This is a genomic window from Photobacterium sp. TY1-4, assembly GCF_025398175.1.
Taxonomy (GTDB): domain Bacteria; phylum Pseudomonadota; class Gammaproteobacteria; order Enterobacterales; family Vibrionaceae; genus Photobacterium.
This window is the reverse complement of the sequence record NZ_CP099735.1, coordinates 774,112-792,230: the sequence shown is the minus strand read 5'-3', so window position 1 is coordinate 792,230 and position 18,119 is coordinate 774,112. Positions and strand designations below refer to the sequence as shown.

Genomic DNA, 18,119 nt, shown 5'->3' with positions numbered 1-18,119 from the left:
GAAATATGTCAGAAAGCCCGGTTCAAGTGATTCGCAAGGCCACCTGGGTTGGCTCTGTGGCGAACGTTGCCTTGGCCATTGTCAAAATCGGGGTGGGTAAGCTGACGGGTAGCCAGGCATTGGTTGCCGATGGGGTACACAGTTTTTCTGATTTGGTCACCGATACCGCCATTTTGATTGGTTCCAGATACTGGACGGCACCGGCGGACAAAAACCATCCTTATGGCCACGGGCGTTTTGAAACCCTGACCAATGTTTTTATTGGAGTGTTGTTGGCGATGGTCGGGGTTGGGATTGGGTGGGATTCTCTCCATGCGCTCAGCCAGGAGCCAGCCGCCACGCCGGGTATACTCGCTTTTGTGGCAGCTGTGGCATCGATTGTGGTGAAGGAAGGGCTGTATCGCTGGACCCTGGTTCAGGCCAAACGGATTAACAGCAGGGCGTTGCATGCTAATGCCTGGCATCATCGAACGGATGCCCTCAGCTCCTTGCCGGTTGCGGTGGCAGTGATAGCCAATTACCTGTTCCCCGGCCTGCAATACCTGGATCAGGTTGCGGCGTTGCTGGTAACAGCAATGATCCTCAAAGCCGCGGTGGAAATCCTCTGGCCGGCTTTGCTTGAACTGACAGAGGCGGAAGCCGATAGCCAGATTGAAGCCAAGATCCAGCAATATGCAGCAGATGATGCGGATATTCGTGAGGTCCACGCCATTCGCAGTCGCCGAACCGGCAGTACCATTTTATTGGACTTTCACTTGCTGGTAGAACCGAACATGAGTGTGGAACATGCTCATTCGATCAGCGAAAACTTTAAGTCGCATATTCTGGACAAGTTGGATGAAGTGGTGGATGTCATCATCCATATTGAGCCTTATACTTGCGCCGAGCGGGTGGTGAATCCCTGCTGTGACGATCATTCCTGCGATTGAGCCCAAGCGTTCCTGATTTCCGGCCGGCCCTGAGGTTGCACAGGACTGGCCACCCACTTTATTCCTCCCTGACCGTTGTCACCCGAACGATTTTTTTGCGATTTTTGCACTTTTTTGCCCGTGTCTTATGAATGAGATAGAGGTGATGTGCAGCCTTTCACTAGGCTTTAGCTAACTTGTTAATTAAATCGTTCGTTACATCAGCGATGCTGTCACTCGCATCCCGAGTTGAATCGGATCATGTCGGGCGATCACCGGTTGGAAAAGGAGTCACTATGCCGCTCATTCGAATTAAGTCGTTACCGTTTGAACAGGAATCCAAGGTGGCCGAAGCGGTGACCTCACTCTCTCACGCCGTCTCAGATGCCGCCAAGATCCCGCTGCATCACATTATGGTCACCTGGGAATATCTGCCTGCCGGACATTATGCGCATCATGGTCTGGTGGTGAACACTCAGCCCGAAACCACCCATCCGTTGCTGGTGGACTTGGTCGCACCGAACTTCAATACCGAAGCCCAGATTGCGGCAATGCTGGAGTTAATTGCGCATACGATTTCCGAGCAGCTCCCCATTGAGAAAAATAATATTTTTATCAATTTTACCCCGGCCTACAGCGACGGTGTGTATGACGAAGGCCATGTTGTGGAGTGGGATCTGTGAGTCGAGCGGTCGTCAGAAGCCTGATCGTGTACACAAAATTGAAAAAAGTCAGCCTAATTTCGGCTGATTTTTTTGTGTTGAGAAATGGGTAAATATGTACTCAATCGATGTGCCTGACAGGCACTGAATGTCAGCGCGTCGTACGCTTTGAGGGGAAATGGGCTGAAAATATGGTGCCCAGCGGGAAGCAAGTGGCAAGCGGGGAATTATGGTCGTTTTCCAGGCGATGAATAGTCATGCTGTGTAGCAGTGATACTATCTAATTAATGGGTATCGCATGGCATATTGTGCCGCACTTGTTGATAATGTAAATGTTTTGTTATCTTTACGATGTTATGAACAAACATGGAATGTCTATGAAAGCACTTGAAGCAAATTTTGATGGGTTGGTGGGACCAACACATAACTACAGTGGCCTGTCCTACGGTAACGTGGCGTCAGCAAAAAACCAGGCAGCCCCATCAAACCCGAAACAGGCGGCTAAGCAAGGGCTGTCAAAAATGAAAGCGCTTGCCGACATGGGCATGGTACAAGGGGTGCTGGCCCCGCAAGAGCGTCCGGATGTACAGACCCTCCGCCGTCTTGGCTTTACCGGCAGCGATCAGGCTGTAATTGAGCAAGCAGCAAAACAGGCGCCGAAAGTGCTGGCTGCGTGCTGCTCAGCTTCAAGCATGTGGACAGCCAATGCCGCGACCGTTTCACCGTCATCAGATACAGCGGACGGTAAAATCCATTTTACGCCGGCGAACCTGACCAACAAGTTCCACCGTTCGATTGAGCACGAAGTGACCGGGCGGATCCTGAAAGCGACTTTTGCGTCGCCGGAGCATTTTGTTCACCATGCAGCGCTGCCGACTGTTGAGCATTTCGGCGATGAGGGTGCAGCGAACCATACCCGCTTCTGCCACCAATATGGTGATCAGGGCGTGGAATTCTTCGTCTTTGGTCGCCATGCGTTTGACAGTCGCCACCCGGCGCCGAAGAAGTTCCCGGCCCGTCATACGTTTGAAGCCTGCGAAGCCGTTGCGCGTCTGCACCAGCTGGATCCATCTAAAGTGGTGATCGCGCAGCAAAACCCGGATGTGATTGATCAAGGGGTGTTCCATAACGACGTCATTGCTGTCGGTAACCGGGATATCCTGTTTTGCCATGAGCAAGCCTTCCTGGATCAGCAAGGGGTTTACGATCAACTGTCGCAGAAAATGGGCGGCCAGTTCAATGTGATCGAAGTGCCGACCAGCGCAGTGTCGGTTGACGATGCGGTTCACAGCTACTTGTTTAACTCTCAGCTGGTCTCACTGCCGAACGGCGAAACCATGTTGGTACTGCCGGAAGAGTGCCGTAATAACCCGAATGTCTGGGCGTACATCGAGCAACTGTTGGCCGCGAAACGCGGTATTGATAGGGTCGAAGTGTACGACCTGAAGCAAAGCATGGCCAATGGTGGCGGTCCGGCTTGTCTGCGCTTGCGTGTGGTTCTGAATGAGCAGGAGCGTCAGGCGGTGAACCCATCGACGTTGATGAATGATGCCTTGTTTACGCGTCTGAACCAGTGGGTTGATCGTCATTACCGTGACTGCATGGTCGAAGCCGATCTGGCTGATCCGCAATTGCTGATGGAATCCCGGACGGCATTGGATGAACTGACCCAAATCCTGTCTCTGGGCAGCGTTTATCCGTTCCAGCGCTAATGTGATTTAGCGTGGCTTATACCAGAGGCGGTACATTCGTGTGCCGCCTTTGTCGTTTCTTATGGTATCCACCGAATGTGATATTCCGGATAACTGGGCGGCCTGCATGTTTGCAGGCCGCTGTTGCGTAAAATGGTTGAGTCCCGGATTCCCTCTATACTTGGTGTTATCTGTTTTGAGGGCCTTGTTGAGGACCTTGCAGGCCAAGCAAGGATTTATTCAAACCATGCAGCACTGAACAGTCGACTTGACCTGAGCTGGCGAATTTTTCCGCATTTGATTTGTCAGAAAGTCATAGAATGAGCGTTAAGTGATGATAATAACTCTCATTTGTATTACTGTATTCTGAAACTTGCGTTGTAGGAATAGTCATGATGAAGACAGAAATTGCGCATTGGTTAGCGCGTGACCCGGACCCGAAAACCCGTGAAGAGCTTCAACAACTGGTAGAAACCCAAAATCAAGCCGAGTTGGCGGAGCGGTTCTTCGGCCGTCTGGCATTTGGAACGGCGGGCCTGCGCGGCATTGTGGGGGCCGGCCCTAACCGAATGAACCACCTGGTGATCCAGGAAACGGCCACCGGACTGGGCCAGTATCTGTTAGCCACGGTATCGGATGCCGCAGAGCGCGGTGTAGTCATCGGGTTTGATGGCCGACCGGATTCTAAACGATTTGCCCATGACACCGCATCGGTCCTGACGGCACAGGGCATTAAAGTTTACATGACCACCCATGTGGCGCCGACGCCGATGGTTGCCTTTGGGGTGAAACATTTTGGCGCTGCAGCCGGGGTAGTGGTGACCGCCAGTCACAATCCGCCAGCCTATAACGGCTTCAAAGTGTACTGGGGCAATGGGGCGCAGATCATTCCTCCCCACGACAGCGGTATTGCGGAAAAGATTGAATTGGCCACCCGGCAAGAACTGGATCTCCTGGATCTGGAGCTGGCCAAGCAGCAGGGGCTGCTGTACTGGCTGAGCGAGTCGTTCTATGACACTTACCGTCAGGCGCTCAATCAAAGCGCATTGTTGTCCAACCACACCCAGCCGGAATCCGTCAGTCTGGCTTATACCGCCATGCACGGGGTTGGCGCGCACATGGCCGAGGCGTTGCTGGCTGATGCCGGGTTTACCCAGGTGTACAGTGTTACTGCGCAGCGGGAGCCGGACGGCACGTTTCCGACAGTCAATTTCCCGAACCCCGAAGAGCCGGGCGCGATGGATATGGTGATTGCTGAAGCGAAACAACACGGCGCGACGCTGGCTTGCGCCAATGACCCGGATGCCGACCGGTTTGCCGTTGCGGTTCGCACCGAAGCCGGTGAGTATCAGATGCTGACCGGCGATCAGGTCGGGGTACTGCTGGGGCATTACCTGCTCACTCATGCTGAGCCGGGCCAGAATCTGGTCGGGACCACAATCGTTTCTTCAAGCTTGCTTAAGCAGATCGCGAAAGCCCAGGACGCGAATTACTTCCAGACGCTGACCGGGTTTAAATGGCTGACCAATGTTGCGATGCAACGTCAGAGCGAAGACAGCCGCTTCCTGTTCGCTTACGAAGAGGCGCTGGGTTACACCGTCGGCAGCGAGGTATGGGATAAAGACGGGCTGTCCGCGCTGGTGGCTTTTGCCCAGCTTACGGCTGAGTTGGCCTCCCAGGGCAAAACGATCTGGGATCAGCTGGAATCCATCTATCGTGAGCATGGATTGTATCTCAATGCGCAACGCAGTATTGCCTTGCAGCCGGGCGCACCATCGGTTGGGGAGCAATTGCGGGCGGAGCCGCCGGCCAGCATTGCCGGGCGTCAGGTGATGATCACGGAAGATCTGAAGACTTCGCAGCGGATCCATGCCGACGGAACGGTAGAACCGATCGATCTGCCGGCCAGTGATGTGCTGATCTATCATCTCGATGATGAGTCGCGGGTGGTGGTACGTCCGTCAGGGACCGAGCCGAAGCTGAAGTGTTATTACGAAGTGGTTGAGTTGATCACCCACGAAGATACGCTGGCGCATGCGCAGCAGCGGGCCGCAGATGCGATGGCCGATCTCATCACCCATCATCAGGAATCCCTGCTGGGTTAATCCCCATCAAGCCGGAATCCGGTTGCCTCATACCGTCAGCCAGGGGGCTGACGGTATCCTCACCACCTTACCCTTTGCTTTTGTCACTCAGGTCTGCATAAGTGTGCAGCAACTCGGTAAGAACCTTGATCCAGCCGAAGGCGTCTCTCGGGGCCTGCTTGAGGATGGTTTCGACCTGCGTGCAATGCTGCTCCAGGGAAATAGCTTCTTCCAGGTTGAATGACATGGCGTAGAAGTGCCAGAGGATCAGACGCGTCATGCGCTCAATGTTTTGTTGCGCTTGCGCTGATTCGGAAAACGCGACATTCACTTCACCCAGAGCGATTGCCGTCATCCGCAGCAGGGCATCAAATCGGGCTGCCTGCATCCGCTCTTCGCTGTCCACTTCTTCCTGCTCAAAGGTAAACAGCTCTTCCATTACATCTTCCGGGACCATCCGGCCAATCACCCGCAAGCTGAATTCTTCCAGTTCATGGCGGGGCATGGTGAGCAGGCAGTCAAGTTGGTAATCGCGTTCCATAGTTGTTCTCGGCATCTCATTCAGGGCGCGTATTCTGCGTGATTTTGCCGTGAAAGGCCAGTCGCCGACACGCGGGGCTAGGTGTTTCTTTGACAGGCCGATGACATTGCCGGAAGGGGGCTCGGGTATTGTCTGGTCCGATTCTTCTCTGTTACTCCCATTCTTATTGAAATTATCATGACGACACCAGACCAAAACCCCAAGACGCCGCATGTACCGCCCGCTGACGAATCTCGTCAGGGGGCTGGCGCATCGCCTGAACCGACCCCGCCGCCAAAGAAGGCCCGGCCCAAGAAACGACTGCTCAAAGCCGGTGTGTTGGGCGTTGCGTTGCTGGCCGGCGGCGGTGCCTGGATGGGCCATTCGCTGAATCAGGTGGTGACGGAAAAATTTGAAGGGCAGTTGTGGCAGTTGCCGTCTGTGGTGTATGCCCGCGAGTTGACGCTGCAACCTGGTGCTTTAATCCGTTATGAAGATCTGGTCAATGAGCTGGAAACGCTCAAGTACCGCAAAGTAAACCGCCCGACGCAAAGTGGGGAGTATGCGACCAGCCGTCTCAAGGTTGAGTTCATCCGGCGTCCGTTTGAATTTTCGGATGGCGAAAAAGCGCAGCAACATGTCGTGGTGGAGTTCAGCTACTCAAAAGTCAAACGGATTTATGAGCCGGATACCGGCCGGGAATACGGCACTTTCAGTGTCGAGCCGAAGCTGCTGGGCATGCTGGAAGCCAAAACCGAAGAGCAGCGGATCTATCGTGCCAAATCGGACATGCCGCAGCCGTTGATTGATGCCTTGATTGCGACTGAAGACCGCGATTTTTATCAGCATGACGGTGTTTCACCGGCAGCGATCGCCCGGGCTCTGGTTGCCAACCTCAAGGCGGGCCGGACGGTTCAGGGCGGCAGTACGCTGACTCAGCAGTTGGCGAAGAACCTGTTCCTCAGCAGTGAGCGCAGTTTATGGCGCAAGCTGAAAGAGGCGTATATGGCGTTGATCATCGATTATCGCTACAGCAAAGATCAAATTCTGGATGCTTATCTGAACCAAATCTACCTGGCGCAGGCCGGTGCCGATGCAATTCATGGTTTTGAGCTGGGCGCGCGGTTTTACTTTGGCCTGCCGCTGACCGAGCTGCGGGTTGATCAGCAGGCATTGTTGGTCGGTCTGGTCAAAGGGCCTTCTTACTACCATCCCTGGCGTTATCCGGAACGTGCAACAGAGCGGCGAAACCTGGTGCTGCGCCTGATGGTCGAGAGTGGCAAGCTGGAGCAGGCGGACTATGCGCGCGCGATCAAGCGTCCGCTGGATTTGCAATCCAAAGGGCAGGTGGCGCATCGCCAGCCGGCCTATTTTGGTCAGTTGGAGCGGGAGCTGGCAGACAACGTGAAAGCCTATCGTCCCGGTCAGGGGCTGCGGTTGTTTACCACGCTCGATCCGGATTCTCAGGCCAAAGCGGAGCAGGCGGTCCGGAAAACCATTCCACAGTTGGAAAAACAGGCTGGTAATGCGCTGGAAACCGCGGTGGTGGTGGCCGATCGCCTGAGTGGTGAAATTCGTGCCATGGTGGGCGGCAGCCGTCCGGGCTTCGACGGCTTTAACCGGGCCATTGATGCCCGCCGGCCGATTGGCTCTGTGGTGAAACCTGCGGTGTATTTATCGGCGCTGTCACAGCCGGAACGTTTTTCTCTGGCGACGACTTTGGCCGACCGGCCACTCACGCTCACGGGCGAGAATGGCGAACGCTGGTCGCCCCGAAATTATGATCGCCAGTATCGCGGTCAGGTTCCCTTGTACCAGGCGTTAGCTAAATCTTACAACGTGCCGACAGTCAATCTCGGGTTGGCCGTTGGTCTGGATCAGGTTATCGAGACGCTGGATCTGCTGGGTGTCGATCGCCAGGAAGTCCCGAAATTGCCTTCGATGCTTCTGGGTGCCTTTACCCTGACTCCGGTGGAAGTCACACAGATGTACCAGACCATTGCCAGCGGGGGCATGAAGAGCGAACTGACGGCGCTGAGTTCGGTGGTCGACAGTGAGGGGAATGTTCTCTATCAGCGTATCCCGAAATCATCCCGGGCTGTACCCGAGCAAGCCTCCTGGCTGACTTTATATGCCATGCAGAAAGTGGTCACCGAAGGCACCGCCCGTTACCTGAACTCTGTGCTGCCGTCGTCACGTCTGGCTGGGAAAACCGGTACCTCGGATAAAGGCCGGGACAGTTGGTATGTGGGCGTCGATGGCCGGGAAGTGGTGACTGTGTGGATGGGACGCGATGACAACCAGAGTGCGAACCTTACGGGTTCCTCCGGCCCTCTGCGTTTGTATGCGGACTATATTCAGCGTCGGGATCCGGAGCCTCTGGTGATGCGTGCCCCGGCTCAAATTCAAAACTTTACCTATCAGCGTCATCCGATGGGTGGGTTGGAGCAGTCATGTATCGGGACGATGGACTTACCCGCCTGGGATCCGAAAGGACTGCTCAAGCAAACCTGCGTCAAACAGGTCGAGGACTTCTTCCATCGCCTGTTCAAGTGGTAGCAGGTTCGCTAGAATGCCCGGCCTGTCTGAAGCAAAAGATGAATAAGCACGTATGCGATTACTGAGATCAACGGTCCATCCGGATATTGACACCCTGGAAGGGCGTATTTTTCACCGCCGAGCAGCCCGTGGCATTATTCTGGATGGCGAGAACATTCTGATGCTCTACACCGCTCGTTATCACGATTACACGTTGCCTGGGGGCGGGGTTGATGCCGGGGAAGATATCGTTCAGGGCTTGATCCGCGAGCTGGCCGAAGAAACCGGTGCGCGTAATATTCGCGATCTTCGGGAGTTTGGTCTCTACGAAGAGTTTCGGCCCTGGTATAAGCCGGAGCACGACATCGTGCATATGGCGTCCTACTGTTACGTCTGTACCATTGATACCGAGCTGGGAGAGACGCAACTGGAAGATTACGAAATCAACAACGGGATGAAACCGGTCTGGATCAATATCTTCGATGCCATTCGTCATAATGAGGAGACCATGGCGAATAGTGAAAAGAAAGGGATGTCGATTGAGCGTGAAACTTTCCTGCTCAAACGGATTGTTGAAGAACTCCTCCCTGCGCAACATAGTGTGCAACAAAAAATCGCTTAATTCGAACGCCTGCTGTTTCAAGAAGTGCTTACAAAGCCAGTAAACCTGTCTGGTTTTGTAACACTTCCTGTCCACCTGACCTCATTTCATCAGCATCTCATCATCATCTGTAGCCTGATTCGATTAATTCCTTGTTAATTTGTGTTCCTGTGTACTAAAAATGTTATATGCAATGTTTGGGTATGCAGGGCCTGTTGTCCTGAATTTCGGCACTCTGAACCTTGAAACATTGCCCCCGAAACCAGACTGCCCGGCGACGGATTTTGCCGGGCAATAACACTGAGAGAAGGACAGCCAGTGCTAGAAGTCGGTGTAGCTCGAAAAATACCATGGATAGTGTTGCTCCTTTCACTCGTCGTCACGGCCATTTCATGGCAACTGGCAACCGCCTATGTCAACCGGGACGTTGAGCAACGATTTCAGAATGAAACCCATGACGTCACGGCGCGGATCAAAAGCCGAATGGTGGCCCATGAGCAGGTCTTGCTGGGGGGGGTAGCCCTGTTCGCGGCGTCAGAACAGGTTGAACGTCTCGAGTGGCAAAGCTATGTAAGAAAGCTGCGCCTTGGGATGCACTATCCCGGGATCCACGGTATCGGATTTGCGGTGCCGGTCTCTGACGGAGATAAACAGGCGCATATCCGGCAAATTCATGCAGAAGGTCTGAGCCGTTACCGTATTATTCCGGAGGGAGAGCGGGAGACGTATACGCCGACAGTTTTTATCGAGCCCATGGATGAGCTGAATTATCAGTATTATGGCTTCGATATGCAGATGCTCCCCGAGCAGCAGGCCGCCCTGATCAAGGCCCGCGACAGTGCCAGTGCGGTGCTGTCAGGCAAAGTGGCGTGGACCGATCCCCTCACGGAAGAAATACAGCCGGGATTTATTCTCTACCTGCCGGTGTATAACGTGGCAACCCCGCCGGAGACGATAGAAGCACGTCGTCAGGCGTTTGTCGGCTATGTGTACAGTCCCTTTCGTGCCGGGAATTTATTACAGGGGCTGCTGACAACTAACTCAGCCGTGAGCTTTCAGCTGTTTGACGGTAAGTCGAGTCGTCCTGAGCAGTTGCTGTTTGATGGCCATGAAGTGCTGAAACTGGATCAGCCCAGCACCCCGCCCGCACTGCAATCGACGGAAATTATCTATATTGCCGGCCACCCCTGGACCGTGGTGTTCAGCGCGACCCCGGCCTTTGAGTCAACCATTGATTTTTCCCTGTCCTGGATCATCCTCGCCGCGGGTGGCTTGTTGAGCCTGCTGCTGTTTGTGATGAGCCGGATGTTAATCGGCTCTTACCAAAGCACGGTCTGGCTGAATCGTGAAGTCCGGGCCCGGGAACAAGCCGAAGCGGCGTTGCGGGAGCTGAATCTGCAGCTTGAAGTGCGAGTGGATGAGCGGACCCGGCAATTGAAGCTTGCCAATGAAGAAATCGCCCGCGAGCGTGAGCAACTGGCACTGCGGGTGTCGGAGCGCACGGCTTCATTGCGTGCGACCAACGATAAATTGGAACTGGCCCGGAAGGAGGCTGAGCAGGCGAGCCAGGCCAAGTCAGCTTTTCTGGCGGCAATGAGCCATGAAATCCGGACTCCGATGAATGGGGTGATCGGTTTACTGGAAGTGCTCTCGCACAGTGAGCTGGACAGTCGCCAGCAAGATGAAGTCAACACCATCCGGGACTCTACATTTTCCTTGTTGCGCCTGATCGATGACATTCTGGACTTCTCCAAAATAGAAGCCGGGCGGTTGGAGCTGGAGCAGATTCCGGTGGCGATCGAAGGAATTGTGGAAGGGATCTGCACCTCTCTGCTGCCCTTGGCGGAGCGTCAGGGAGTGTCCCTTCACTTATTTATTGATCCCCGGATTCCAGACTGGGTGGCGTCTGATCCGACCCGACTGCGACAGATCTTCTATAACTTGATTGGCAACGCAATAAAGTTCAGTGGCGGGCGCAAAGACATTGCCGGCCGAGTCTGGATCCGGGTGGAGTGCCCTGAAGGGAAACCGGATCAGGTTGTGTTTCGGGTGATTGACAATGGTATCGGTATCTCGGATACGGTGCAGAGCTCGCTATTTGAATCCTTCAGCCAGGCGGAGTCTTCGACCACCCGGCGGTTTGGTGGCACCGGTCTCGGGTTGGCAATTACTCAACGGCTGGTGGCGCTGCTGAAGGGCGCCATCGATGTGGAAAGCCGTCCGGGGCAAGGTGCACAGTTTACGGTTACACTGCCGATCCAGCCTGTTTCCGGGGAGGGGCTCTTCGTGCCGCTGGACTTGGAGCCGGTCTTTGCGGTGTTAGTTGCCGATCCTGAACTACCGGTCGATGATCTGGCGCTCTATCTGCATCTGGCCGGGGGGAAAGTGCAGATTGTTGCCCGGGAAGCGGAGGCCTTGGCACTGGTCCGGGGATGGTCGGCCAACACGGTGGTTATTACTGCCGCAGGGCAATCAGCATCGGGCGCGAACGAGCCGAAAGGCCCGCTTGACACGCTGGATCAGATCCGCCGTCTTATTCTGACGCCTGGCGGAGAGCGAGCATTCCAATGCACCTTACCCAATACGGTCACCATGAGCAGCCTGGCGATGCGTCGTCGGGAATTCCTGGAGGCTGTTGCTGTAGCAGCCGGGGTGATGTCACCGAGTGTGGACACGGAAACCGTCGGAGAAAGTGATGTCATTCTGCCGGCAGCCCCGAGTGTGGCGCAGGCCCGGGCGGAACAGCGACTGATCCTGGTGGCAGAAGACGATGAGATTAACCGCAAGGTGATCCTCAAGCAGCTCAACATGTTGGGCTACGCCGCAGAGGTTGCCGAAAACGGGAGCCAGGCGTGGCAGTTTTGGCAAGATGATCAATATGCCTTGTTGCTGACGGATCTGCATATGCCGGAAATGGACGGGTATCAGTTAACCCGTGCGGTGCGGGATGCAGAGGCTGGCGCCCCGCGCAAACCCATTATTGCCCTGACAGCCAATGCGCTAAGAGGTGAGAAACGACGGGCGCTGGAAACGGGAATGGATGACTTCCTGACCAAGCCGGTACAGTTAGATTTACTCAGGCAGGTTCTGTCACAATGGCTGCCGCATCCTGCCTGTGAATCGGAACAAGCCCGGCCACAGCAGGTGCTGGCTGCTCCGGCGCCTGCTGTGGTGGTGTTGCAGGTGAATAAGCTGGAAGCACTAGTGGGATCGGACCCGGCGGTCGTGGATGAGTTTCTCACAGAATATCTTTCCGTGATGCAGGGTCAGGAAAAGTTACTGCAACAAGCTTACAGTGATAAAGACGTAAGACAAATGGTTGAAATTTCGCACAAGCTGAAGTCATCTTCTCGTTCTGTCGGGGCGCTTCAACTGGGTGATTTGTGTGCCGAGCTGGAAAATACTTGCACCAAGGGTGATCTTTCTGCTGCGTCCGCGTTCATGGCGCAGTTGGCGGATGTGTCCGCGAGTACAGAAGCTGCTGTGAGGGCTTATCTTGCCGGTAAAGCGGCGCAATTAGGAGAAACTTATGGCCATCATGTTAATTGACGACGAGTCATTTTCATTGAAGTTAATTGCGCACCAGCTTAACGCGCTGGTGAGTGATGCGTTGATCCTGCACGACAATGCCGTGGACGCACTGCGGGACCTGGAACAGCACCCGGAGCAAGTAGAGCTGCTGTTCTGTGATTTGCGTATGCCGCAAATGGATGGCATTGAGTTTGTTCGTCATCTGGGGCGCATTGGATTCCGGGGCGGTGTCGTCCTGATGAGTGGTCAGGAACGCGCCATTTTAAAAGGCGCCCGCGCGCTGGCGCAGGCGCATCAACTGAACGTACTGGAAGGCTTGCAAAAACCGGTCACCGCATCTCAAATCAAGGCGATCATTGCGAAACGACCGTCGCTCAATACCGTGACCTGTGTGGAGAATCCGTTCGAATGCACCATAGATGAGCTTCGCCAGGCGATTCAGCAAGGGCAACTGGTCAACTATTACCAGCCGCAGGTCGATGTACATACCGGGCAGGTGATTGGCGTAGAAGCCTTGGTGCGTTGGCTGCATCCGGAATATGGCCTGATAGAACCTGAGCAGTTTGTGCCGTTGGCCGAAGAGTGTGGCTTGATTGGGGAGCTGACGGTGATAGTGCTGGCCCGGGCACTGGAGTTGCTCCAGGCATGGCATAACGATGGTATCCAACTGACGATGGCGGTGAACGTGTCGATGGAAAGTCTGACATCGCTGGTTTTTCCGGATTGGCTGCAGGAAGTCGCGGACGATATTGGTGTCAACCTCTCCGGCCTGGTGCTTGAGGTCACTGAAAGTCGTTTGGTGAAGGATCGACAGGCGGCGCTGGATATTCTGACCCGCTTGCGGATCAAAGGGGTAGCACTGTCGATTGATGATTTCGGCACCGGGCACTCGTCTTTGGCACAGCTGCGTGATACGCCGTTTAATGAGCTGAAAATTGACCGCGGGTTTGTGCATGATGCGCATTCAGATCCGGCGCTGAAAATTATCTTTGAAGCCAGTGTCAACATGGCTACGCAATTAGGGCTGCGTTCAGTGGCCGAAGGGGTCGAGACCGAGGAAGACTGGGCATTTATTCGCACCACAACTTGTGATGTGGCTCAGGGGTTCTATATTGCGCAGCCGATGCCGGCCGGGGATCTGTTTGCCTGGATTGAGGCATGGCATCAACATCGCCAATCATATATGAGTCCGCAAGAATAAGCAGGGAGCGCCGCGTTTCTTGGCTTGAGTCCACCGTGATGTGAGGATCCAGGTGCTTTGTCTCTTCACTGAACATCGTCTCCCGATCAGGCGAGTCGACTAAGGTCACGAGTGAATCGGGAACATGACCGTGACACCGTGGTGTCAAGTAAGAGCGGCCAGTGATCCGTGAGCTCGGATCCTGGCCGCGTTTATTTTGCGAAGACAGACCAGGCATCCGTCGGCCGCATCAATAAAGTTTGAACTCAGTCAAACTCTGCAGGTGATTATTTTTCAACCGCCAATCCATCAGCTAATGATAATTGATATGTAATTAACCTCATATATTGTCGACTCATCAAAGTGGATGGACTTGCAACATGGGAATCGAATTTCAGTCATACATCGGGCGTGTGGTTGAGCGCCTTCCTGAGCTGCCTTGTGCTGTAGAAGGCAATGTATCGTTTAATACCCCGGTAGGAAGCTGCGTGGATCGGTACGGTAATCTCTGGCTGGCAGACACGGCCCATAACCGGATCTTGATTTTTGACTATGCGCTCGAACAGGTCATTGGCCATTTCGGCACCATCGGTTCGGGACCACAGGCATTCAACATGCCGTTCCGTCTGCTGGCTCACCCGGAACAACCCTGGATCTATGTCAGTGATATCGGCAATCGGCGCATACACCTGCTGACGTATGATGAGCAGCTCAACATTACATCACAACACTGTTTCGGTGATGAACCCCATGTTCAGCTTCAGGGGCCAAACGGGCTGGCCTTTTATCAGGGAGAGCTGTGTGTCGCTGATGAGTTTTATGAAGGGGAAGGCGGGGCCAGCCGGTTGGTGGTTTTTTCGGAAACCGGTGAATATCGCCGTTCCATTCATCAGATTGAAGGTCCTGACGGACCAATCCACTTGTTGTGGCCCCAGGGGCTGAGCCTCGATCAACAAGGCGCGCTGTATATTGCAAATACCGGCTTTGCGACCGTGGTTCGCTGCGACTGGCAGGGACAGGGACTTCCCTTTGAAGGCACTCAGAAATGCTACATTGACGGGCTGGCACTGGCGCGTGATGTCGCGGTGATCCAGAACCGGATCTTAATCCCCGGAGCAGAGCCGAACGCGATCTCAGTTTATGACCTGGAAGGTCGGCTTCAAGGTGTACTGGACGGCTTCTTTGCGCCTATTCAGGTCACGTCGCTGCCCGAGAAAAATCGCTTATTGATCACCGAGCCAATTTTGGCGTCACTTCAGGTCCATCAAGTTCATCTGCCCTCACTCAAAGATCAAACGGTCCGTGCAACCAAAGTGTTACAGCGGATCGGTGATGAGCGGGATAACCCCGGCCAGTTTCATTTTGTGACCGCGGTGGCGGGGCAGATGACGGACAATCAGTCATCGTCACCGCGTCGCCAGCCGTTTCCACTGCTGGAAAGCTGGCTGAACCATCAGTTGGGGTGGCAAGATAAACTGTTCCAGGCGATGCAACCGGCAGGCATGCCTTCCTGGTTTAGCCTTGCGGTGGCTGCACAAACCGAGTGGGTTCAGCGCTGGCAGCAGACCTGGCTGCGGATCCTACTGAACGACAAGTTTGACGATCCCGAAGCGCTGCTCTGGATGGTGGATGCAGGAAACTACCAGCTTCAGGCCAGTGACAGTGGCCAGGCCGATTCTGCATCGCCCATCAGCTTACCGCTGCTGCCGGGCTCTTTGGGGATTGCGGCCTATACCCCCCGAACCCGACTCCCCGGCCAGGTAGATGCCAGTGTGCCGATGATGATCGTGGGCAACTATCTGAGCGGGATTGTGTCAGTTTTTCAGTATGATCCCCGGTTAGGGGAACTGATCCCCTATACCTTCTTTGGCGGGCTGGGCGCCGAGCCTTGGCAGTTGAATAAACCGCAGGGAATCGAAATCGATCCAGTCACCAATGATATTTTCATCGCCGATTCCGGCAACAACCGGATTGCCCGGTGGCGTATCAATGCGCTGGGCATTGCCGGGCTGGTGGAAGTGTTCGGCCGGTTGGGAGATGGCCATGGTCAATTCCACACGCCGACGGACATTACGGTAATAGAAAACGGCGATTTATATATTACCGATCAGACCAACAACCGGATTGAAATCTATGACAACCAGCACCGGTGGATCGGAAGCTTTGGCCAGGAAGGCTACGGCACCCGAAGTGATGATTTTCTGCTGCCGACCAGCATTGATTACGACGGGGGCTATCTGTTTATCTCCGACCTGGTGAACCGGGCGATTAAAGTGTTTCAACCGGATGGAACATTTGTGGATAGTTTTTGCGGGTTTGGTGCTGACCCTGACAAAGGGCAGTTGTGGATGCCGTACCTGATGCATGTCAGGAAGGGTCGGGTCTATTTACCGGACTGTGCGTTAAATCGAATCAATGTTTATCGTTTTCATCATTTAAACAGCCATGAAGAGGTGCCGGCATGACATTCGTCATTCAACGGGCGCGCAAGAAGCGACTGGAACAACAGACCAATCGGCCGCCTGAACTGTGTCCACAGTCGCAGCAACATTCGCAGCAACTCATCACACATTTTGCTGAGGTCGTCAGGCACTTTTCGACGGACCCGGCAGGCGAGGCGCAAACGGCCAAGGAGAAGCTGGCGGCTTTGTACCGGCATCATGCGCAATGTTTTGATCATCAGCGAGTGACCGGCCCAGGGGAACAGTAGGGGGCTGGATGGGGGTGTGTTATGAAAGGTTCATTGTCACAAATGACCATTGCGTCACGGGTGTGGTTGATCCTCGGGTTGTTTGCCGTCGGGCTGGCGGTGAATACCCTGCTTAATGCCAGTAAGACGCGGGAGCATATGCGGGAAAACCACGAGCGGGGTGTGGTGATGTTGGTCGAAAGCGCGGTTGGCATTGTGAGTTACTATCACGGATTAAGCCAAAGTGGTGTGATGGCCGAGCAGGACGCGCAGCGGGCGGCACTTACTGCGGTGTCAGCCATGCGTTTTGACCATGGCAATTATATTTTTGTCGGAGATGAAACGGGCGTTCAGCTGGCGAGTGGGGTGGCGGCCCTGGTCGGCAAAAATACCCTTGGACTGAAAGATGCCAATGGCGTTGAATTCGTCCGAGAACTGTATCGACAAGGTGCCGGCGGGGGCGGGTTTGTTGATTATCTGTGGCCGAACAGCGAAGACAAGACCCTGCTGGAGCCGAAGACCAGTTACGCCCTGACCTTCGGGCCCTGGAACTGGTTGGTTGGCAGCGGGCTGAATATGGAGGCGTTGCAGGCGGACATTAAACGCTCGGAAACGATTGTGATGCTGAATGCTGCGATGATCCTGGCGGCTCTGTCGGTGCTGATAATTTTCTTTATTCGCTCAATCACCACGCCATTGAAACAGACGGTGTCCGCCATGCGAGACTTGTCGCGCGGGGAAGGGGATCTCACCCAGAGGCTAACCGAAGACGGCCCGATTGAGTTGGTCGACTTGGCGCGATATTTCAATCAGTTTGTCAGCTCGATTCAAAGCATTATGCAAAATATCAGCGTGGCGGGTGCGCAAGTGGCGGCGGCGGCTGATCAGATGTCGACATCCACGGCTGTGGTGGATCAGAGTTTGTCTCAGCAACAGAATGATGTTGAGCAACTGGCGGCTGCGATGACGCAAATGTTGGCGACGGTTGAAGAGGTGGCCGGACGAACGGTGGAAGCCAGTGACTCCAGTATCACGGCAGCCAAGCAAACTCAGGCCAGTAAAGTCATCATCGAAGAAAATATCGCCGAAGCGAACTTACTGGCGGAAAACATCGCCAGTGCGAGTCAGGTGGTTGATCAGCTGGCGGTGGACAGCCGCAATGTCGATAAGGTGCTGGAGGTGATCCGGGGGATTGCTGAGCAGACCAATCTGTTGGCGCTTAATGCTGCGATTGAAGCGGCTCGGGCCGGGGAAGCCGGGCGTGGGTTTGCTGTGGTCGCTGATGAGGTCAGAACTTTGTCCCAGCGCACGCAGGAATCCACCGTTGAGATTCAGAACATTGTCGAGAAGCTGCAAGCGGGCGCGGAAAATGCGGTTCAGGTGATGAGCCAGGGGAGTGAAAAAGCGCAGAATGCATCGCGTATTTCGGCCAGTGCCGGAGAGGCGCTGATGGTGATTCACCGGGAAGTCGACGTGATCCAGGCCATGAGCCAGCATATTGCAACGGCAACCGAGCAGCAAAGCCTGACGGTCAACGACATTAATAAGAACGTTGTGAGCTTAAAAGATACCTCTCTGTCAGTGTCACAGGAATCGTCGCAAACGGCCAGTGCCAGTGAAGAGCTGAGCCAGGTATCGCAGAACCTGATGGGGATGATTAATCGCTTCAAAGTCAGTGAGGTTGAGATGAACCCGTCAATGTAAATGCAGGTGCC

12 protein-coding genes are annotated in these 18,119 nt (G+C 54.7%); 11 read left to right on the top strand and 1 reads right to left on the bottom strand.

Annotated features, from left to right (window positions below; genetic code table 11):
* The first annotated feature begins 5 nt into the window (after window positions 1–5).
* From NH461_RS20305 to NH461_RS20290, 4 genes are all read left to right on the top strand, one after another.
* Window positions 6–929, top strand: coding sequence for a cation diffusion facilitator family transporter (locus NH461_RS20305; protein WP_261604412.1), 924 nt, complete (start codon window positions 6–8; stop codon window positions 927–929).
* Between the two features lie 275 nt (window positions 930–1,204).
* Window positions 1,205–1,591 (top strand): tautomerase family protein, encoded by a 387-nt coding sequence (locus tag NH461_RS20300; RefSeq protein WP_261604411.1) that lies wholly within the window; start codon window positions 1,205–1,207, stop codon window positions 1,589–1,591.
* A 356-nt stretch (window positions 1,592–1,947) separates the two neighbouring features.
* A complete protein-coding gene (astB, locus tag NH461_RS20295) occupies window positions 1,948–3,282 on the top strand; it encodes an N-succinylarginine dihydrolase (protein WP_261604410.1) in 1,335 nt (444 codons plus the stop codon).
* Window positions 3,283–3,656: 374 nt separating this feature from the next.
* Window positions 3,657–5,366 carry a phospho-sugar mutase gene (locus NH461_RS20290; protein WP_261604596.1) on the top strand — a complete coding sequence of 570 codons (1,710 nt, stop codon included), beginning with the start codon at window positions 3,657–3,659 and terminating at the stop codon, window positions 5,364–5,366.
* A 67-nt stretch (window positions 5,367–5,433) separates the two neighbouring features.
* Here NH461_RS20290 and NH461_RS20285 read toward each other — a convergent pair whose 3' ends face one another.
* A complete protein-coding gene (locus NH461_RS20285) occupies window positions 5,434–5,886 on the bottom strand; it encodes an exoribonuclease R (RefSeq protein ID WP_261604409.1) in 453 nt (150 codons plus the stop codon).
* Between the two features lie 177 nt (window positions 5,887–6,063).
* Here NH461_RS20285 and mrcB point away from each other — a divergent pair, with 177 nt between their 5' ends.
* The 7 genes from mrcB (at window position 6,064) to NH461_RS20250 (ending at window position 18,108) form a co-directional block, all read left to right on the top strand.
* Window positions 6,064–8,424 (top strand): penicillin-binding protein 1B, encoded by a 2,361-nt coding sequence (gene mrcB / locus NH461_RS20280; RefSeq protein ID WP_261604408.1) that lies wholly within the window; start codon window positions 6,064–6,066, stop codon window positions 8,422–8,424.
* 52 nt (window positions 8,425–8,476) lie between these two features.
* Entirely contained in the window at window positions 8,477–9,025 is a 549-nt protein-coding gene (locus tag NH461_RS20275; RefSeq protein ID WP_261604407.1) for an NUDIX hydrolase, read from the top strand.
* A 339-nt stretch (window positions 9,026–9,364) separates the two neighbouring features.
* Window positions 9,365–12,553, top strand: a complete 3,189-nt coding sequence (locus tag NH461_RS20270) for a CHASE domain-containing protein (RefSeq protein WP_261604406.1) — start codon at window positions 9,365–9,367, stop codon at window positions 12,551–12,553.
* A complete protein-coding gene (locus tag NH461_RS20265; protein WP_261604405.1) occupies window positions 12,534–13,736 on the top strand; it encodes an EAL domain-containing protein in 1,203 nt (400 codons plus the stop codon). Before NH461_RS20270 ends, NH461_RS20265 begins: the two co-directional genes overlap by 20 nt.
* Before the next feature lie 359 nt (window positions 13,737–14,095).
* Window positions 14,096–16,180 (top strand): NHL repeat-containing protein, encoded by a 2,085-nt coding sequence (locus tag NH461_RS20260; protein ID WP_261604404.1) that lies wholly within the window; start codon window positions 14,096–14,098, stop codon window positions 16,178–16,180.
* Complete coding sequence (locus NH461_RS20255; RefSeq protein WP_261604403.1) at window positions 16,177–16,425, top strand: hypothetical protein; 249 nt, start codon at window positions 16,177–16,179, stop codon at window positions 16,423–16,425. The genes NH461_RS20260 and NH461_RS20255 overlap by 4 nt, the downstream gene beginning before the upstream one ends.
* A 21-nt stretch (window positions 16,426–16,446) precedes the next feature.
* Entirely contained in the window at window positions 16,447–18,108 is a 1,662-nt protein-coding gene (locus NH461_RS20250) for a methyl-accepting chemotaxis protein (protein ID WP_261604402.1), read from the top strand.
* Window positions 18,109–18,119 lie beyond the last annotated feature (11 nt).